13 protein-coding genes are annotated in these 16,119 nt (G+C 64.5%); 5 read left to right on the top strand and 8 right to left on the bottom strand.

The genetic code is table 11. The features are described from left to right. The first annotated feature begins 18 nt into the window (after positions 1-18). Both GEV38_RS16100 and GEV38_RS16095 read left to right on the top strand, forming a co-directional pair. A complete protein-coding gene (locus tag GEV38_RS16100) occupies positions 19-1,212 on the top strand; it encodes an HlyD family efflux transporter periplasmic adaptor subunit (RefSeq protein ID WP_054573535.1) in 1,194 nt (397 codons plus the stop codon). Further along, positions 1,209-2,744, top strand: a complete 1,536-nt coding sequence (locus GEV38_RS16095; protein WP_013972942.1) for a DHA2 family efflux MFS transporter permease subunit — start codon at positions 1,209-1,211, stop codon at positions 2,742-2,744. Before GEV38_RS16100 ends, GEV38_RS16095 begins: the two co-directional genes overlap by 4 nt. 42 nt (positions 2,745-2,786) lie before the next feature. Here GEV38_RS16095 and GEV38_RS16090 read toward each other — a convergent pair whose 3' ends face one another. Together GEV38_RS16090 and rsxC are read right to left on the bottom strand one after the other, a co-directional pair. Further along, positions 2,787-3,737: an RnfABCDGE type electron transport complex subunit D gene (locus GEV38_RS16090; RefSeq protein WP_015270657.1), complete on the bottom strand. Its 951-nt coding sequence runs from the start codon at positions 3,735-3,737 to the stop codon at positions 2,787-2,789. After that, the gene (gene rsxC, locus GEV38_RS16085) at positions 3,734-5,134 is read right to left on the bottom strand and encodes an electron transport complex subunit RsxC (protein ID WP_015270656.1); all 1,401 of its coding nucleotides are present in this window, start codon (positions 5,132-5,134) and stop codon (positions 3,734-3,736) included. Before rsxC ends, GEV38_RS16090 begins: the two co-directional genes overlap by 4 nt. Positions 5,135-5,384: 250 nt before the next feature. On the opposite strand from rsxC, the gene GEV38_RS16080 reads away from it, so the two are divergent. Both GEV38_RS16080 and GEV38_RS16075 read left to right on the top strand, forming a co-directional pair. Then, positions 5,385-6,401 carry an FAD:protein FMN transferase gene (locus tag GEV38_RS16080; RefSeq protein WP_043935679.1) on the top strand — a complete coding sequence of 339 codons (1,017 nt, stop codon included), beginning with the start codon at positions 5,385-5,387 and terminating at the stop codon, positions 6,399-6,401. Between the two features lie 76 nt (positions 6,402-6,477). Continuing rightward, positions 6,478-7,224, top strand: a complete 747-nt coding sequence (locus GEV38_RS16075) for an SDR family oxidoreductase (RefSeq protein ID WP_024087260.1) — start codon at positions 6,478-6,480, stop codon at positions 7,222-7,224. A gap of 9 nt (positions 7,225-7,233) precedes the next feature. Here the strand turns inward: GEV38_RS16075 and GEV38_RS16070 are convergent, their stop codons facing one another. The 5 genes from GEV38_RS16070 to GEV38_RS16050 all read right to left on the bottom strand — a co-directional run bounded on the left by GEV38_RS16070 (position 7,234) and on the right by GEV38_RS16050 (position 13,929). Then, positions 7,234-8,928, bottom strand: a complete 1,695-nt coding sequence (locus tag GEV38_RS16070; RefSeq protein WP_054573534.1) for a response regulator — start codon at positions 8,926-8,928, stop codon at positions 7,234-7,236. A 63-nt stretch (positions 8,929-8,991) separates the two neighbouring features. Beyond that, positions 8,992-10,647: a PAS domain-containing sensor histidine kinase gene (locus GEV38_RS16065; RefSeq protein WP_054573533.1), complete on the bottom strand. Its 1,656-nt coding sequence runs from the start codon at positions 10,645-10,647 to the stop codon at positions 8,992-8,994. 57 nt (positions 10,648-10,704) lie between these two features. Next, on the bottom strand, positions 10,705-12,114 hold the full coding sequence (gene mapR / locus GEV38_RS16060; protein WP_013972935.1) for a GntR family transcriptional regulator MpaR: 1,410 nt from the start codon (positions 12,112-12,114) through the stop codon (positions 10,705-10,707). Between the two features lie 50 nt (positions 12,115-12,164). Beyond that, entirely contained in the window at positions 12,165-13,568 is a 1,404-nt protein-coding gene (ccoG, locus tag GEV38_RS16055) for a cytochrome c oxidase accessory protein CcoG (RefSeq protein ID WP_054573532.1), read from the bottom strand. A gap of 121 nt (positions 13,569-13,689) precedes the next feature. Then, complete coding sequence (locus GEV38_RS16050; protein ID WP_013972933.1) at positions 13,690-13,929, bottom strand: DUF3203 family protein; 240 nt, start codon at positions 13,927-13,929, stop codon at positions 13,690-13,692. 236 nt (positions 13,930-14,165) lie between these two features. Here GEV38_RS16050 and GEV38_RS16045 point away from each other — a divergent pair, with 236 nt between their 5' ends. After that, positions 14,166-14,684, top strand: a complete 519-nt coding sequence (locus GEV38_RS16045; protein ID WP_015270650.1) for an MgtC/SapB family protein — start codon at positions 14,166-14,168, stop codon at positions 14,682-14,684. 532 nt (positions 14,685-15,216) lie between these two features. On the opposite strand, the gene GEV38_RS16040 is transcribed toward GEV38_RS16045, so the two are convergent. Beyond that, entirely contained in the window at positions 15,217-16,116 is a 900-nt protein-coding gene (locus GEV38_RS16040; protein WP_015270649.1) for a hydroxymethylglutaryl-CoA lyase, read from the bottom strand. Between the last annotated feature and the right edge of the window lie 3 nt (positions 16,117-16,119).

Genomic DNA, 16,119 nt, shown 5'->3' with positions numbered 1-16,119 from the left:
ATTATCCAAGGTATTGCCATGGCCACTCCCGCAGACACCCCGACTCCCTCCGCCGCGCCCGAACCGTCGCGCAAGCGCAAGGCCTGGCTGCTTGGCCTGGTGTTGCTGCTGATTCTTGCCGGCGTCGGAGCCTGGGCCTGGTACAGCCTGGTCGGGCGCTGGCACGAAAGCACCGACGATGCCTACGTCAACGGCAACGTGGTAGAGATCACCCCGCTGGTCACCGGCACTGTCACCAGCATCGGTGCCGATGACGGCGACCTGGTCCACGCCGGCCAGGTATTGCTGCAATTCGACCCGGCCGACAGCCAGGTGGCCTTGCAGGCCGCCGAAGCCAGGCTGGCGCGCAGCGTGCGCCAGGTGCGCGGGTTGTACAGCAACGTCGACGCGCTCAAGGCCCAGCTGGAAACCCGCCAGGCCGAGCTGCGCAAGGCCCGCCAGGACTTCAACCGGCGCAAGGTACTGGCCGACAGCGGCGCGATAGCTGCGGAAGAATTGTCCCATGCCCGCGACGACCTGAGCGTGGCCGAGGCCGCCGTCAACAGTGCACGCCAGCAGCTCAGCACCAGCAGCGCACTGGTCGACGACACCGTGGTGTCCTCGCACCCCGAGGTGATGGCCGCCGCCGCCGACCTGCGCCAGGCCTACCTCGACCATGCCCGCACCACCCTGGTGGCACCGGTAACCGGCTACGTTGCCAAGCGTACCGTGCAGCTGGGCCAGCGCCTGCAACCGGGTACCGCGACCATGGCGGTGATCCCGCTGGACCAGGTGTGGATCGATGCCAACTTCAAGGAAACCCAGCTGCGCGACATGCGTATCGGCCAACCGGTGCAGATCAGCGCCGACCTGTACGGCAGCGAGGTCAAGTACAGCGGCACGGTCGACAGCCTTGGCGCTGGTACCGGCAGCGCCTTCGCCCTGTTGCCGGCGCAGAATGCCACCGGTAACTGGATCAAGATCGTCCAGCGCGTGCCGGTACGCATCCACCTCAGCCCCGACCAGCTCAAGGACCACCCGCTGCGTATCGGGCTGTCCACCGTGGTCGAGGTCGACCTGCACGACCAGAGCGGCCCGACCTTGGCCCTGCAGCCACCGCAGCAGGCCAGCTATACCACCCAGGTGTATGACCGCCAGCTGGTCGAAGCCGACAACCTGATCGCCCGGCTGATCCACGAAAACAGCGCAACCGGCAAGACGGCCCAGCGATGAGCAACAACGCTGCTGCCCAGTTCACGCCGCCGAGCCTGCTGCTGACCACCATCGGCCTGTCGCTGGCGACGTTCATGCAGGTGCTCGACACCACCATCGCCAACGTGGCCTTGCCGACCATTTCCGGCAACCTGGGGGTGAGCTACGAGCAGGGCACCTGGGTCATCACCTCGTTCGCGGTGAGCAACGCCATTGCCTTGCCGCTCACCGGCTGGCTCAGCCGACGGTTTGGCGAGGTGAAGCTGTTCATCTGGGCCACGCTGCTGTTCGTGCTGGCCTCGTTCCTGTGCGGTATTGCCCAGTCGATGCCGGAGCTGGTCGGTTTTCGCGTGTTGCAGGGTGTGGTGGCCGGGCCGTTGTACCCGATGACCCAGACTTTGCTGATCGCCGTCTATCCCCCGGCCAAGCGCGGCATGGCCCTGGCGCTGCTGGCGATGGTCACGGTGGTGGCGCCGATTGCCGGACCGATTCTCGGCGGCTGGATAACCGACAGCTACAGCTGGCCGTGGATCTTCTTCATCAACGTGCCCATCGGCCTGTTCGCCGCCGCCGTGGTCCGCCAGCAGATGCGCACCCGGCCGGTGGTCACCAGTCGCCAGCCGATGGACTACATCGGCCTGCTGACGCTGATCATCGGCGTTGGCGCCTTGCAGGTGGTGCTGGACAAAGGCAACGATCTGGACTGGTTCGAATCGTCGTTCATCATTGCCGGAAGCCTGGTCTCGCTGGTGTTCCTGGCGGTGTTCGTGATCTGGGAACTGACCGACCGTCACCCGGTGGTCAACCTGCGCCTGTTCGCGCACCGCAACTTCCGCGTGGGCACCATCGTGCTGGTAGGGGGCTATGCCGGGTTCTTCGGCATCAACCTGATCCTGCCGCAGTGGCTACAGACGCAGATGGGCTATACCGCTACCTGGGCCGGCCTGGCGGTGGCGCCGATCGGCCTGTTGCCGGTGCTGATGTCGCCGTTCGTGGGCAAGTACGCGCACCGCTTCGACCTGCGTGTGCTGGCCGGGCTGGCGTTCCTGGCGATCGGCAGCAGCTGCTACATGCGTGCCGGGTTCACCAGCGAGGTGGACTTCCAGCATGTGGCGCTGGTGCAGTTGTTCATGGGTATTGGCGTTGCGCTGTTCTTCATGCCGACCTTGAGCATCCTGCTGTCCGACCTGCCACCGCAGCAGATCGCCGATGGCTCGGGCCTGGCGACCTTCCTGCGTACCTTGGGCGGCAGTTTCGCGGCGTCGCTGACCACCTGGATCTGGATTCGCCGGGCGGACCAGCACCATGCCTACCTGAGCGAGCACATCAGCCAGTTCGACCCGGCCACGCGGCATACCCTGGAGCAGCTGGGCGGGGCCAGCCCGCAGAGCTATGCGCAGCTGGAGCAGATACTCAACGGGCAGGCGTACATGATGTCGACGGTGGACTACTTCACCCTGATGACCTGGGTGTTTGCCGGGTTGATCCTGCTGGTGTGGTTCGCCAAACCGCCCTTTACCGCCAAGGCGGGGCCGGCGTCGGCAGGGCACTGAGCCGGGCCAGAACAAGGCCCAGGCTCTTTGCCAAATGCCATGTCAGGCACTCGCTGCTGCGTACCAGGGCCGCTGCATGCGCAGCACCAACCGGTCGATTTGCGGCACCAGCAGGTTGCCGGCCAGCACGGCGAAGCAGAGGCCATCGGCGTAAAGGCCGAACTCGCGAATCAGCTCGGTCAGCGTGCCGACGGTCACGCCGAAGAGGATGCGACCGGCGCGGGTATCGGGGCTGGTGACCGGATCGGTGGCGATGAAGAAGGCGGTGAAGAGATAGCCGCCGAGGCTGAGGTTGTAAACGGCTTCCTGCAGGCTGTGGCCGGCAGCCATGCACAGCAATACTGTGCTCGCGATCATCGCCAGCGGAATCTCGATACGGATCACCCGCAGCGAAGCCAGCAGCAAACCGCCGGCAATGTAGCCGAACCCCGAAAGATTGTGGGTGATATGGGTGAACTCGTTCTGCGCCAGTTGAGTGGCGCCGGCGAACGCATCGAGCTCCAGGCGTGGCACCAACTGTAGCTGTTGCAGCAGAACCGCCTTGGCGTCCAGGGTTGCGGTCCAGGGGGCATGGTTCGATGGCGCGGGGTACAACTGCTGATAGAAGCAGATGGCAACCACCCCCAGGCCAACCATGGCAGGGTTGAGACGGTTGCGACCAAGGCCTCCACTGGCGTGCTTGCACAGTGCCAGAGCAGCAAAACTGGCCAGGGCGATCATCCACAACGGCACCATCAGCGGCAATGCCCGAGCCAGTATCAGGCCCAGCACCAGCCAGCTGAGGTCGCTCAAACCCTTGCGTACGTCATGCCCGCGCAGGCGCAGCAGGGCGGCTTCGAAGCCCAGGGCGAACAGCACGCACCAGAACACCTGCAACCAGACCACGACGCCGAATTGCCAGGCATACAGGGCGGTGCCCGGCAGCAGGCACAGGACGACCAGCAGCATCACCGTGCGCAGCCGTTGCGGGATGGGGTGGCGTATCAGGCTCATGCGCGGACCTCCGTCTTGCTTTGGCGGAAGCGTTCGCGCAGCGGGATATTGCTTGGACAGATGCTGCTGCAGCTGCCGCATTCGATGCAGGCGTCCAGGCGCAGTTCCTGCAGGCTGGCCTTGTCCAGGCGCTCGGCGGCAGCGTAGAGGTCCAGCGGCCGCAGCGACATCGGGCAGACATCCACACAGCGCGTGCAGCGAATGCAACTGCTGGCGGGGCGAGCAGCCGGCAGGTAGCGCTCGGCGCCGAAAATCAGGCAACTGCTGGTCTTGCTGACGAAGGCGTTGGCGTCCGGTAGCGGCTGCCCCATCATCGGGCCACCGACCTGGGTCAACTGCCCTGTGGGGGACGCGCCAGCAATCGCGCGCAGTTCGCTGACCGGGTAACCCACCGGCACCCGCACATTGCCGGGGCGCTCGCAGTCACCGGTCAGTGTCAGCACGCGGCTGGTCAGTGGTTCGTCCTGGAAGACGGCCCGGCCCAGCGCGTAGAGCGTTGCGACATTCAGGGCGAGGACGCCGATATCGGCGGGGCGGCTCCCCGGGGCCAGGTTGCGGCCACTGAGGCTCTTGATCATCAACGGCTGCCCACCTGCTGGGTAACGCTCCGGAAGTGGACAAATCTCGACCCGGGTGCGCGCCTGGCGTGCGGCGGCACGTAACGTGGCCATCGCCTCCGGTTTGTTGGTTTCGATGCCGAAACGGGTTGCCGTTATTCCCAGCAGCGCGGCGACATAGTCGGCAGCCTCGATCAACGCTTCGGCATTTTCACGCATGAGGCGGTCATCGCAGGTAAGGAAGGGCTCGCATTCGGCACCGTTGATCAGCAGCAGGTCGGGCTGCTGTGCGCCGGCCAGCTTGAGGGCCGTGGGGAAACCCGCACCACCAAGGCCGACTATGCCCATCTGCAATGCGTGCTCGACCAGCGCCTCTGGCGTTTGCGGCAGGCCCGGTGCCGGGCGTTCGAGCCACTCGTCCAGGCCATCTGCGTTCAGGATGACGGCCATGACTGGTTCGGCCGAGTCGGCCGCGAAGACGTGATCGATCCGGTCCACGATGCCGGAGGTACTGGCATGCACCCAAGCGGTGGTGTTGTCGCCAATACCGATCACTTCGCCCTTGCGCACATGCTGCCCCGGCTGCACGCAAGGCTGGACAAACCGCCGACCCCGCCCGAGCGGAATCGCCAGCTGGATTTTACCGACCACGACCGGGGCAACCGTCGTGGCGTTGGATAGTTCCTTGTATCCCCTGAGCTCGATCCCTCCGTGCCAACTACGCTGAGAGGATGAGGCGATGGCCAGCAGACGGCGCCAGAAAGGTTTCTGTTGCGGCTGACGCTGGGCGCGGATGCGGCTCTGCAGGCGTTCGACGCTCTGCAACGAATGGCTAGACATGTAATGTCCTCCAATTTTTGGGCAAAGAACGCCCCTGTGCGCTTATGCACATGGTTGTTTTATTGCTTCCGGGACGTTAAGCGGAAAGGGAGGGGGATGAATGATCACCCGCGCAGATCAGAGTGTTCGAAGAGGAGTTTGTTCGGTTTTTGACCAGGTTTGCTGATGAACGGTAGGCCAATTGCCATCTCGCAACTCTGGTGAAATAGCCTGCGCCGCGAACGGGCGGCCAGAGTCTGCGAGGTGTCCAATGATGCGCGCAAGCCTGCTGGTGATGCTGGTGACGTTGCTGTATGGCTGCGGCGACAGGATTGAACGCTTTGGCGGGCCGACCATGGGGAGTACGTATTCGATCCAGTACGTACCCACTGCACAGACGCCCGATTCGCGGCAGGTAAAGGCCGAAGTCGAGCTTGTTCTCCAGGCCCTCGACAAGCAGTTCTCCAACTGGCGCGGCGATTCCGTGGTTTCCCGCTTCAACAACCTGCCGGCCGGCGCCTGTCAGGCAGTGCCGCAAGAGATGCAGCAATTGCTGGCGTACGGTGTTTCTCTGTTCCGCCAGAGTGGCGGGGCTTTCGACCTGACGGTTTTGCCCTTGATGAACCTCTGGGGCTTCGGCCCACAGTCACGCGGCAGACAGGTGCCGGATGCCAGCACGCTGGCGCGGGAGCAGGCACGGGTAGGCCTGCAGCACTTGCACCTGGATGGAGAAAAGCTGTGCAAGGATGTGGCGGCGCAGCTGGATTTCGACAGCATGCTCGCCGGTTATGCAGTGGATCGGGTGGGTGACAGGCTTGCGGCCCTGGGTATCCAGGCCTATCTGGTCGAGATCACCGGCGAACTGAAGGGGGTTGGCCGCAAACCGGATGGCTCGCCCTGGCGCATCGCCCTCGAGGTACCGAGTGGTGGGGGCGAACAGCAAGTGGAGCGCGCCATCGCCCTGGATGGCTACGGCGTTGCCACCGCCGGCGATTACCGCAACTATTTCGAGGAAGGTGGCCAGCGTTATTCGCACACCTTCGATCCCCGTGTCGGCAGGCCGGTCAAGCACGCGCTGGCGGCAGTGTCGGTGGTCGACCCTTCGGTGTTGCGTGCCGATGCCCTGGACACACTGTTGATGGTGCTGGGCCCGGAGGAAGGCTATGCCTTCGCCGAGCGGAATGAAATCGCTGCCTACTTCATCATGCACCAGGGGCTGGGGTTCGTTGCGCGGGCGACGCCGCGGTTCGAGACGTTGTTTCCCGGGCAAGGCAAACCCACGCAGTAGCAGAAGGAAAGGTCATTCCCACGCGCTGCCTTTTCCCCTATTGTCGATGCTCCCTTTCCAAACGATTGGCAGACCCATGGAGCAAGTCATAGTCATCACCGGTGCCAGCCGCGGCATCGGCGCCGCCACGGCGCTGCTGGCCGCCCGTCAGGGCTACCGCATCTGCATCAACTACCACGCCGACGACCAGGCCGCCGAGGACATCCTCGGCCAGGTCCGAGCCCTGGGCGCCAAGGCCATCACCGTGCGCGCCGACGCCAGTGTCGAGGATGAGGTCATCCAGCTGTTCCAGCGCGTTGACGAAGAACTCGGCCCGGTCACCGCGCTGGTCAACAACGCAGGCACCATTGGCCAGCAAAGCCGGGTCGAGGACATGTCCGAGTTCCGCCTGCTCAAGGTCATGAAGACCAACGTCGTCGGCCCCATGCTCTGCGCCAAGCACGCACTGAAGCGCATGGCACGCCGGCACGGCGGGCCGGGCGGGGCCATCGTCAACGTGTCGTCGGTGGCCGCCCGCCTGGGCTCGCCCAACGAATACGTGGACTATGCCGCTTCCAAGGGCGCCCTCGACACCTTCACCATTGGCCTGGCAAAGGAAGTGGCAGGCGAGGGCGTGCGGGTAAATGGTGTGCGGCCAGGCTACATCCATACCGGGTTCCACGCGCTGTCGGGCGACCCCGACCGGGTCAGCAAGCTCGAGCCCGGCTTGCCCATGGGCCGCGGCGGGCGCCCGGAGGAAGTGGCCGAGGCCATCCTCTGGCTGCTCTCGGACAAAGCCTCGTACTCCACCGGCAGCTTCATCGACCTGGGCGGCGGGCGCTGAACGCGCCGGTCAATCCTCCAACAGCGTGCGTACCCGTTCGGCCAGCACTGCCAGCTCGAACGGCTTGGTCAGCACCTCAGTGCCTTGCAACAACTGGCCGTCACTGAGCGCCGCGCTTTCGTCGTAGCCGGTGATGAACAGTACCTTGAGGTCGGGGTGGCGCTCGCGGCAACGTTCAGCCAACTGGCGGCCATTCAGGCCGCCGGGCAGGCCGATATCGCTCAACAGCAGGTCTGGCCGCTCGCCAGCTTGCAGGTGGGCGAGGGCGGCTGGGCCGTTCTCGAATGCATCGACCCGATAACCCAGTTCTTCCAGCACCTCGCAGACGACCACGCGCAAGGCGGCCTGGTCTTCAACCAGCAGGATACGCTGCGTGGCGCTGCTGCTTTTTTCCAGCAGTGTGCGCGGTGGCCTGGGTGCCGGGGCTTCGGGGTGCTGGTGGTGGCGGGGAAGCAGCAGCTCGATGCGGGTGCCTTCGCCCAGTGTCGACAACACCCGTAGCTGCCCGCCCGACTGGCGCACGAAACCATAGGTCATCGACAAGCCCAGCCCAGTGCCCTGGCCCATGGGCTTGGTGGTGAAGAACGGGTCGACGGCGCGCTCGGCCACCTCCGCCGACATGCCCTTGCCGTTGTCGCTGATGCTCAGCCGTACGTATTCGCCAGCTGGCAGTTCCAGTGCACGGGCTTGCTGGTCGTCGAGCAGGAGGTTGTCACCGAGGATATCGATCACGCCGCCGGCAGGCATGGCATCGCGGGCATTGATGCACACGTTGAGCAGGGCGCTTTCCAGTTGCGGCGGGTCGATGAAGGTCGGCCACAGCTGGCAGGGGAATCGGCTGGTCAGGGTGATGGAGGGGCCGATGGTGCGGCGCAGCAGCTCTTCCATGCCGCCCACCAGCGTGGCTACCTGCGTGGAGCAGGGCTGCAGGGTCTGCTGACGGGAAAATGCCAGCAGCCGGTGTACCAGCGAAGAGGCCCGCTGCGCCGAGCCGTTGGACAGCTTCAGCAATGGCTCCAGGGCGTCGAAACGGGATTGCTCCAGGCGCTGGCGCATCAGCTCCTGGGCACTGAGGATGCCGCCCAGCAGGTTGTTGAAGTCGTGGGCGATGCCGCCACTGAGCTGGCCGACCGCTTCCATCTTCTGTGCCTGGCGCAGGGCTTCCTCGGCCTTGGCCTGTTCTGCCAGTGCCGCATTCACCCGTTGTTCCAGTTCCTCGTTCAGGCGCTGCAGGGCCTGCTCTGCCCGTCGGCGTGCAGTGACGTCCTTGAACAGTACCGCCACCTGGCGCTTTTCGGCAGGCTCTACGCGGAAGGTGGTCACCGACAACACATGGCCGGTGGCGACCAGTTCCTGCTCGAAATGCAGCGGCTCGCCCGTGCGCAGCACCGCGCCATAACGGGCGACCCAATCGTCGGCCTCATCGGGCACCATCTCGCGCAGTTTCTGCCCGACCACGTTGGGGATGCCGGCATGCTTGGCATAGGCCGCATTGGCCAGCACATGCACATAGTCGCTCAGTGGGCCGTGCGGGCCGTCGAAGAACTCGATGATGCAGAAGCCTTCGTCCATGGTGTCGAAGAGCGAGCGGTAGAAGTCCTGATCGTGTTGCTGATGGCTTGCCAGGCGGGCTTCCAGCAGCGCGTTCTGTTGCTGCAGGGCTTCGACTTGTTGGCGCAGTGAAAGCAGGTCGCGGGAGGGCATGCCGACGTCCGACAGTGGATGAAGCCCAGACTTTAGCGTGTTCGGCAACAGGCGAATAGCCAGTCAACGCGGGTGTGACGCAATGCCCAACAGGCGCTCGATCCGTTCGCCGAGGGTGTTCAGGTCGAGGGGTTTGTGCAGCAGTTCGGTGCGCCTGCCGGGCCGGGCACAGTGCACCGTTTCGGCAGTTTCGTAGCCGGTAATCAGCAATACCGGGGCATCCGCCACAAGGTCCTGGCAGGCCTCTGCAAGCTGGTAACCGTCGAGTCGCCCAGGCAGGCCGACATCGGTGATCAGCAGGTCCGGTGGCGGCCCTTTCTGCAACGATTCCAGAGCCCGGTGGCCACTCTCGAAAGCCTGCACCTGATAGCCCAGTTCCGTCAGCACTTCGACCAGTACCAGGCGCAGGGCCGGTTGGTCCGCCACCAGCATGATCCGGTGCATCCGCGGCTGCAACGTCGCGGTGGCGGATGTGGCTGGCTCGCCGTGGCCGGTTGCGCAAGCGCTCTGGTCACGGGGCAGGTACAGGTGAACGCAAGTGCCTTGCCCGGTGACGCTGTCGATCAGCAACTGCCCCCCGGACTGGCGAACAAAACCATAGGCCATGGACAATCCCAAGCCAGTGCCCTGGCCCAGCGGCTTGGTGGTGAAGAAGGGCTCGAAAGCGTGTTGCAGCACCTCACTGGGCATGCCCACGCCGGTGTCCTCGACACGAATGTGCAGATAGTGCCCCGTCGGCAGGTCCAGGCGCTTGGCCTCGGCCGCTGCGAGATCGGCGTTTTCACAACCGATGCGCAAGGTGCCGCCCAGCGGCATGGCGTCACGGGCATTGATGCACAGGTTGAGCAGAGCGTTCTCCAGCTGCTGCGGATCGATGCGGATCGACCATTGCGCGGCCAGCGTGCGGTCCTGGAAGTCAATGTGCGGGCCGGTCGAGCTGCGGATCAGGTCATGCATGTCGGCGACCAGGCGGTGCACATCCACCGCTTGTGGCATCAGCGTCTGTTGGCGCGAAAAGGCCAGCAACCGCTGCACCAGGGCTGCGGCGCGCATTGCGTTGCTGCGGCCGAGCCCGAGCATGCGGGCGGTGTCGGCAAGGCGTTGCTCGCCCAGGCGCTGCTCTGCAAGCTCCAGCGCGCCAAGCAGGCTACCCAGCAAGTTGTTGAAGTCGTGGGCGATGCCGCCGGTCAACTGGCCGACCGCCTCCATTTTCTGCGACTGGCGCAGGGCCTCTTCGGCCTGGCGCAGGCGTTCCTGCTCGGCCATGCGCTCGGTGATGTCATAGGCGAACAGGTACCCGCCCTGGACTTGCTGTTGTGCATCGAGCAATGCGTGATAGCGGATTTCGTAATGGCGGGGGGCATCGGAGGGGCCGAGTGAGATAGTGTCGATGAAGGCTTCGCCGGCCAGCACGCGTGGCCACACCGGTGCCAGGCGGCCCATGATGTCAGGGTGGTTGAGCAGAATTTGTGGCACGTAATCGCCGATCTGCGGCACGAAGCCCCGGTAATGCTCGAAGGTTTCCCGGGCCGTGCGGTTGATCGCGACCAGGCGCATCTCGCTGTCGGCGGCAAACACGTTGGCCCGGCTGTTGTCGAGCAGTTCGCCCAGTAGCTGGATGTGGGCCTGTGCAGTGTCGTCGCGCTCTGCCAGGCGAGCTTCCAGTTCTGCGACACGCGCTTGCAGTTGTGCCAATGACGGGAGCGAGTCTGCTTGCATGGCGAGGGACCGGTGAGCGGATCAAGCAACTATAGCCGCCTGCCGGGGCGCCAGTCATCAGAACGAGCGGATGATCCGCCCCAGGGTTTCCATGGCCCGTTCGGCATCCTCATGCCAGGGGCTGCCGTAGTTCAGGCGGATGCAGTTGCCGAAGCGCCGGGTGGGCGAGAAGATCGGGCCGGGGGCGATGCTGATGCCTTGGGCCAAGGCCATGTGGAACAGCTTGAGGGCGTCCATCTGTTCGGGCAGCTCCAGCCACAGGAAGTAGCCGCCGGACGGTTGGCTGACCCGCGTCTGCGCCGGAAAGTGCCGGGCGATGGCCGCCAGCATGTTGGCCTGCTGGCCTTCCAGGGCATAGCGCAGCTTGCGCAGGTGGCGGTCGTAGCCGCCGTGCTGCAGGTAGTCGGCGATGGCCGCCTGGGCCGGCATCGAGGCGCACAGCGAGGTCATCAGCTTGAGCCGCTCGATCTTCTGTGCAAAGCGCCCGGCTGCCACCCAGCCGATGCGGTAGCCAGGCGCCAGGCTCTTGGCGAACGAGCCGCAGTGCATCACCAGCCCCTGGGTGTCGAACGCCTTGGCCGGTTTGGGTGCCTGTTGCGCGTAGTACAGTTCGGCGTACACGTCGTCTTCGATCAATGGCACCTGATGACGCGCCAGCAGCTCCACCAGTGCCTGCTTTTTCGCCTCCGGCATGCTGGCGCCCACCGGGTTCTGGAAGTTGGTCATGCACCACACGGCCTTGACCGGGTGTTTCTCCAGCGTTTGCGCCAGCACGCCCAGGTCCATGCCTTCGCGCGGGTGCACAGGAATTTCCACGGCCTTTAGCTTGAGACGCTCCAGTACCTGCAGGCAGGCATAGAACGCGGGGGCTTCGATGGCCACCAGGTCACCGGGCTGGGTGACGGCCTGCAGGCACAGGTTCAGGGCTTCCAGCGCGCCGTTGGTGATCAGCAGCTCCTCCATCGGCAGCATCAGCCCGCCAACCATGTAGCGCAGGGCAATCTGCCGGCGCAGCTGCGGGTTGCCGGGTGACAGGTCGGTCACCACCATGCGCGGGTCCATGCTGCGGCTGGCGCTGGCCAGCGAGCGCGACAGGCGTTGCAGCGGAAACAGCTCGGGGCTGGGGAAGGCCGAGCCGAACGGCACGGTGTTGGGGTCCTTGATCGAGTCGAGGATCGAGAACACCAGCGCGCTGACGTCTACGTCGGTGGATTCGCTTACCGGCTGCAATGCCTGCGGCTCGCTGAACTGGCGCGGGGCGTGGGCGTTGACGAAATAGCCCGAGCGCGGCCGGGCACGGATCAGCCCGCGCCGCTCCAGCAGGTAGTAGGCCTGGAACACGGTGGACGGGCTGACCCCGTGGGTCTGGCTGGCATAGCGCACCGAGGGTACGCGCTGGCCGGGGCCCAGCACCCCGGAGCGGATCAGTTCGGCGATGTCGTCGGCAAAGCGTTCGTAGCGTTTCATTCTGGCCTTCTGTCGAAGCCTGGCAGGCAAGCTGGACTCAGTGTAAGGGATCAACGGTTCATCGGCGCGACGAAGCGGCTGTGGGCCACGCTGCGGATGGCGGGGTCGTCGCGCTCGCTGATTTCGAAGCTCAGCGTCTGCGAGCTGCTGGCCGGGCGCTCGGCGAGCATCGCCACCGACACCGGCAGTTCACTCATTTCACCGGCCGGGATCACGAAGGAGGTCTTGCCCTGCAAGCTGAAGCCGTCGGCGTCCAGCAGGCGCAGCTCATAGTGCCGGGTGCTTTCGGTCTTGTTGATGACCTTGAGCAGGTAGATGTTCTCGATCTGGCCCTGGGCATTCTCGCGGAACAGGCCGCGGTCCTTGATCACGTCCAGCGACACCATCGGGCGCAGCTGCAAGGCCACCACCAGTGCCGCGATCATCACCCCAAGCGCGGCGGCGTAGCCCAGCAGGCGCGGTCGCAGCCAATGGGGGGTGCCACCTTGCAGGCTGCGTTCGGACTTGTAGCCGATCAGGCCACGGGCGTAGCCCATCTTGTCCATTACCCCGTCACAGGCATCGATGCACGCCGCACAACCGATGCACGCCATTTGCAGGCCGTCGCGGATATCGATGCCGGTGGGGCACACCTGCACGCACAAGGTGCAGTCGATGCAGTCGCCCAGGCCCTGGGCGCGGAGGTCACTGCCTTTCTTGCGCGGGCCACGGGCTTCGCCGCGACGCGGGTCATAGGCGACCGCCAGGGTGTCCTTGTCGAACATCACGCTCTGGAAGCGTGCATAGGGGCACATGTGCAGGCACACCGCTTCGCGCAGCAGGCCGGCATTGATGTAGGTGGCGGCGGTAAAGAACAGCACCCAGAACAGCGCCACGCCGCCCAGTTGCAAGGTGAACAGTTCCGCGGCCAGTGGGCGGATCGGGGTGAAGTAGCCGACGAAGGTCAGCCCGGTGAGCACGCCAATGGCCAGCCACAGGCTGTGCTTCAGCATGCGCCGGGCCAGTTTGTTCAGGCTCCAGGGCGCGGCGGCCAGCTTGATGCGCTGGTTGCGGTCGCCCTCGGTGACCTTTTCGCACCACATGAACAGCCAGGTCCAGGTGCTTTGCGGGCAGCTGTAGCCGCACCACACGCGGCCGGCATACACGGTGATGGCGAACAGGCCGAAGGCGCAGATGATCAGCAGCGCCGACAGCAGGATGAAGTCCTGCGGCCAGAAGGTGGCGCCGAAGATGTGGAATTTGCTGTTGCTCAGGTCCCACAGCACGGCCTGGCGGCCGTTCCAGTTCAGCCAGGCGGTGCCGAAGAACAGCACGAACAGGGCGCCGGCGAAGCCGATGCGCAGGTTGCGGTACAGCCCGGTGAAGCTGCGGGTATGGATGCCATTGTCGGCGCGGCGTGGCTGGGGGCTGGCTGGGGCGGTGGCGATCTCTGTGAAAGGGATTCTATCGTTCATGGCTCGGTGCTCATCAGGCCTCGATCAGGCATGAGCACTATGGCCCTGAGACTGTTATCAGCACAGGCTCAGATTTTGCGATAAAAACCGTATCAGATTTCCCGGCAGGCCCCGCCAGGCCTCAGATTACCGAGCCTGGCGTGCTGGCCTTCAGATGCCTGCGGCTATCCACCGCACCCGCCACGGTCAGTGCATCGGCCTCGGCTTCGGTGATGGGCACACGCTGGCCGGCGAGCAGGGCCACGGACATGCGCAGTTGTTCGTCGGTGACGATTTCGATGGACGGGCCATCACCCTCGATGCGCAGGTCTTCGGCGATCAGGGTGCAGCGGCGGGTGGTTTCGTCGATTTCAATGGGCATGGAGTAGTCCTCCTGGGGGTGGTTACAGGGTGGACCGTGCTGAGGGGAAGGTTGCTGCATCAGCAGGCTGAACGGCACTTTGTCATTTGTTCGGGGGTCAACCCTTGCAGATGGCAGGCCTGGCCTCTTCGCGGGCACGCCCGCTCCCACAGGTGTTTCTCAGATCCCTGTGGGAGCGGGCGTGCCCGCGAACGGGCCGGGCCTGACAACACAATGCTCCACATGGGAAGAAAGCAATGGACCTCATCTGGCAAGCAATCCAGGCCGAATTCGCCGATATCACCGACGAGCGCGAGGTCACGCAAATCCTCGTACGCCTGCTGATGGCAGCCCTGCTTGGCGCTGTGCTGGGCTTCGAGCGCGAGCACAAGGGCAAGGCCGCCGGGGTGCGTACGCATATGCTGGTTTCGCTGGGCGCCGCGCTGTTCGTGCTGACACCGAGCATGGCCGGGGCCGACGAGCAAGCGCTGAGCCGGGTGATCCAGGGCATTGTCGCCGGTATCGGTTTTCTGGGTGCGGGCACCATTCTCAAGGGCAACGGCCAGGACGCCAGCCATGTGAAGGGCCTGACCACTGCTGCCGGGTTGTGGATGACCGCCGCCATCGGTACGGCAGCCGGCATGGGCCGCGAAGCCACGGCGTTGATCAGCACGATACTGGCCCTGCTGGTGCTGGGCACGATGCCGTTGCTGGTGGACAAGCTCGAAGGGCAGGATGAGGGAAAGCAGGAGGAGGAAGAGGGCAGGAAGCACTGAGGGGAGCCGAAGCTCCCCTCAAAGCGTTGTTGCCTGCTCTTTTTTTATTATTGGGACCGGCCTGTTTTTGTTTTTGTCAGCCTGTCCTGGTGTTGCGGGCGACCCCCATGCGGGGTCAAGAGCAAACGTATTTTTTTGAGCGCTGACCTGCTTTCATCATTGCTGATCCGAACCTGGCTGCCGCTACCTGGAGGTAGTTTTATTGTTCTGTGCCAGACCGCGGGGCGTACCCCTGAAAAGCGTGTCGACTCCAAAAAAATCTGCTTGCTACGCCTCTGCCGTGTTGTTCTTGTTATGTCAGAGCCGTTACCTGTTGTTTTTATTGGGTGTCACATTTTTTTTGTTGTTGTACCAGAGATATAGCAGGGTGCGTGCCAACTTTTGAAAGCCCTTTAAAATCAAGCACTTGGCGATTTCAGTCGAAATCGACTGGCCTGAAATTCTGCCGATTTGTTTCCCTGTTACCCGATTTTTTGCTGCAAAACGTGGGGGCGGTAACACTTCACCCACACCAATGTGACACCCGTATGACTTATTGCGCGCTGCGCGCCCGTGCTACCCGCGACCCGTTGTCGCGGCCCAGCACGCTGCTGATGCGGCGGCCGGCGGCGATCAGTCGGTCCAGGTCGATGCCGGTTTCAATGCCCAGCCCCTGCAGCAGGTACACCACGTCTTCACTGGCGATATTGCCGGTAGCGCCTTTGGCATAGGGGCAGCCGCCCAGCCCGGCCACCGAGCTGTCGAACACGCTGATGCCTTCGAGCAGGCTGGCATACACGTTGGCCAGGGCCTGGCCATAGGTATCGTGGAAGTGCCCGGCCAGTTGCTCGCGCGGTACCTGTGCCGCGACCACCTCGAACAGGCGCCGGGTCTCGCCGGCGGTACCGGTGCCGATGGTGTCACCCAGCGATACCTCGTAGCAGCCCATGTCGTGCAGGGCACGGGCCACCGGGGCGACCTGCTCGGCGCTGACCTTGCCTTCATAGGGGCAGCCGAGCACGCACGACACATAGCCGCGCACGCGCACACCGTGGTTGCGCGCGGCTTCCATGATCGGCTCGAAGCGCTTGAGGCTGTCGCTGATCGAGCAATTGATGTTGCGTTGCGAGAAGGCTTCGGAGGCGGCGGCGAACACCGCCACTTCCTTCACGCCGGCGGCCAGGGCGTCCTCGAAACCGCGCAGGTTGGGGGCAAGCGCCGCATAGGTGACACCCGGGCGCTGGTGGATGCCGGCGAACACTTCGGCGGAGCCCGCCATTTGCGGCACCCACTTGGGCGAGACGAAACTGCCCACTTCGATATAGGCCAGGCCCGCTTCGGTGAGGTCGTCCACCAGGCGCACCTTGTCGGCGACGCTGATGGGCTGGGCTTCGTTCTGCAGGCCGTCGCGGGGGCCTACTTCGACCAGGCGGACGTGTTTGGGCAAGGACATGGC

Origin of the sequence: Pseudomonas sp. 13159349, from assembly GCF_013305685.1 — a bacterium.
Classification (GTDB): Bacteria; Pseudomonadota; Gammaproteobacteria; order Pseudomonadales; family Pseudomonadaceae; genus Aquipseudomonas; species Aquipseudomonas asiatica.
The sequence above is the reverse complement of the archived record's forward strand: the minus strand, read 5'-3'. Positions and strand labels throughout refer to the sequence as shown.

Excerpts from the sequence above, each read along its gene's own strand:
- GEV38_RS16100 (WP_054573535.1), top strand. The coding sequence starts at position 19 with ATGGCCACTCCCGCAGACACCCCGACTCCCTCCGCCGCGCCCGAACCG.
- GEV38_RS16095 (WP_013972942.1), top strand. The coding sequence starts at position 1,209 with ATGAGCAACAACGCTGCTGCCCAGTTCACGCCGCCGAGCCTGCTGCTG.
- GEV38_RS16090 (WP_015270657.1), bottom strand. The coding sequence starts at position 3,737 with ATGAGCCTGATACGCCACCCCATCCCGCAACGGCTGCGCACGGTGATG.
- rsxC (WP_015270656.1), bottom strand. The coding sequence starts at position 5,134 with ATGTCTAGCCATTCGTTGCAGAGCGTCGAACGCCTGCAGAGCCGCATC.
- GEV38_RS16080 (WP_043935679.1), top strand. The coding sequence starts at position 5,385 with ATGATGCGCGCAAGCCTGCTGGTGATGCTGGTGACGTTGCTGTATGGC.
- GEV38_RS16075 (WP_024087260.1), top strand. The coding sequence starts at position 6,478 with ATGGAGCAAGTCATAGTCATCACCGGTGCCAGCCGCGGCATCGGCGCC.
- GEV38_RS16070 (WP_054573534.1), bottom strand. The coding sequence starts at position 8,928 with ATGCCCTCCCGCGACCTGCTTTCACTGCGCCAACAAGTCGAAGCCCTG.
- GEV38_RS16065 (WP_054573533.1), bottom strand. The coding sequence starts at position 10,647 with ATGCAAGCAGACTCGCTCCCGTCATTGGCACAACTGCAAGCGCGTGTC.
- mapR (WP_013972935.1), bottom strand. The coding sequence starts at position 12,114 with ATGAAACGCTACGAACGCTTTGCCGACGACATCGCCGAACTGATCCGC.
- ccoG (WP_054573532.1), bottom strand. The coding sequence starts at position 13,568 with ATGAACGATAGAATCCCTTTCACAGAGATCGCCACCGCCCCAGCCAGC.
- GEV38_RS16050 (WP_013972933.1), bottom strand. The coding sequence starts at position 13,929 with ATGCCCATTGAAATCGACGAAACCACCCGCCGCTGCACCCTGATCGCC.
- GEV38_RS16045 (WP_015270650.1), top strand. The coding sequence starts at position 14,166 with ATGGACCTCATCTGGCAAGCAATCCAGGCCGAATTCGCCGATATCACC.
- GEV38_RS16040 (WP_015270649.1), bottom strand. The coding sequence starts at position 16,116 with ATGTCCTTGCCCAAACACGTCCGCCTGGTCGAAGTAGGCCCCCGCGAC.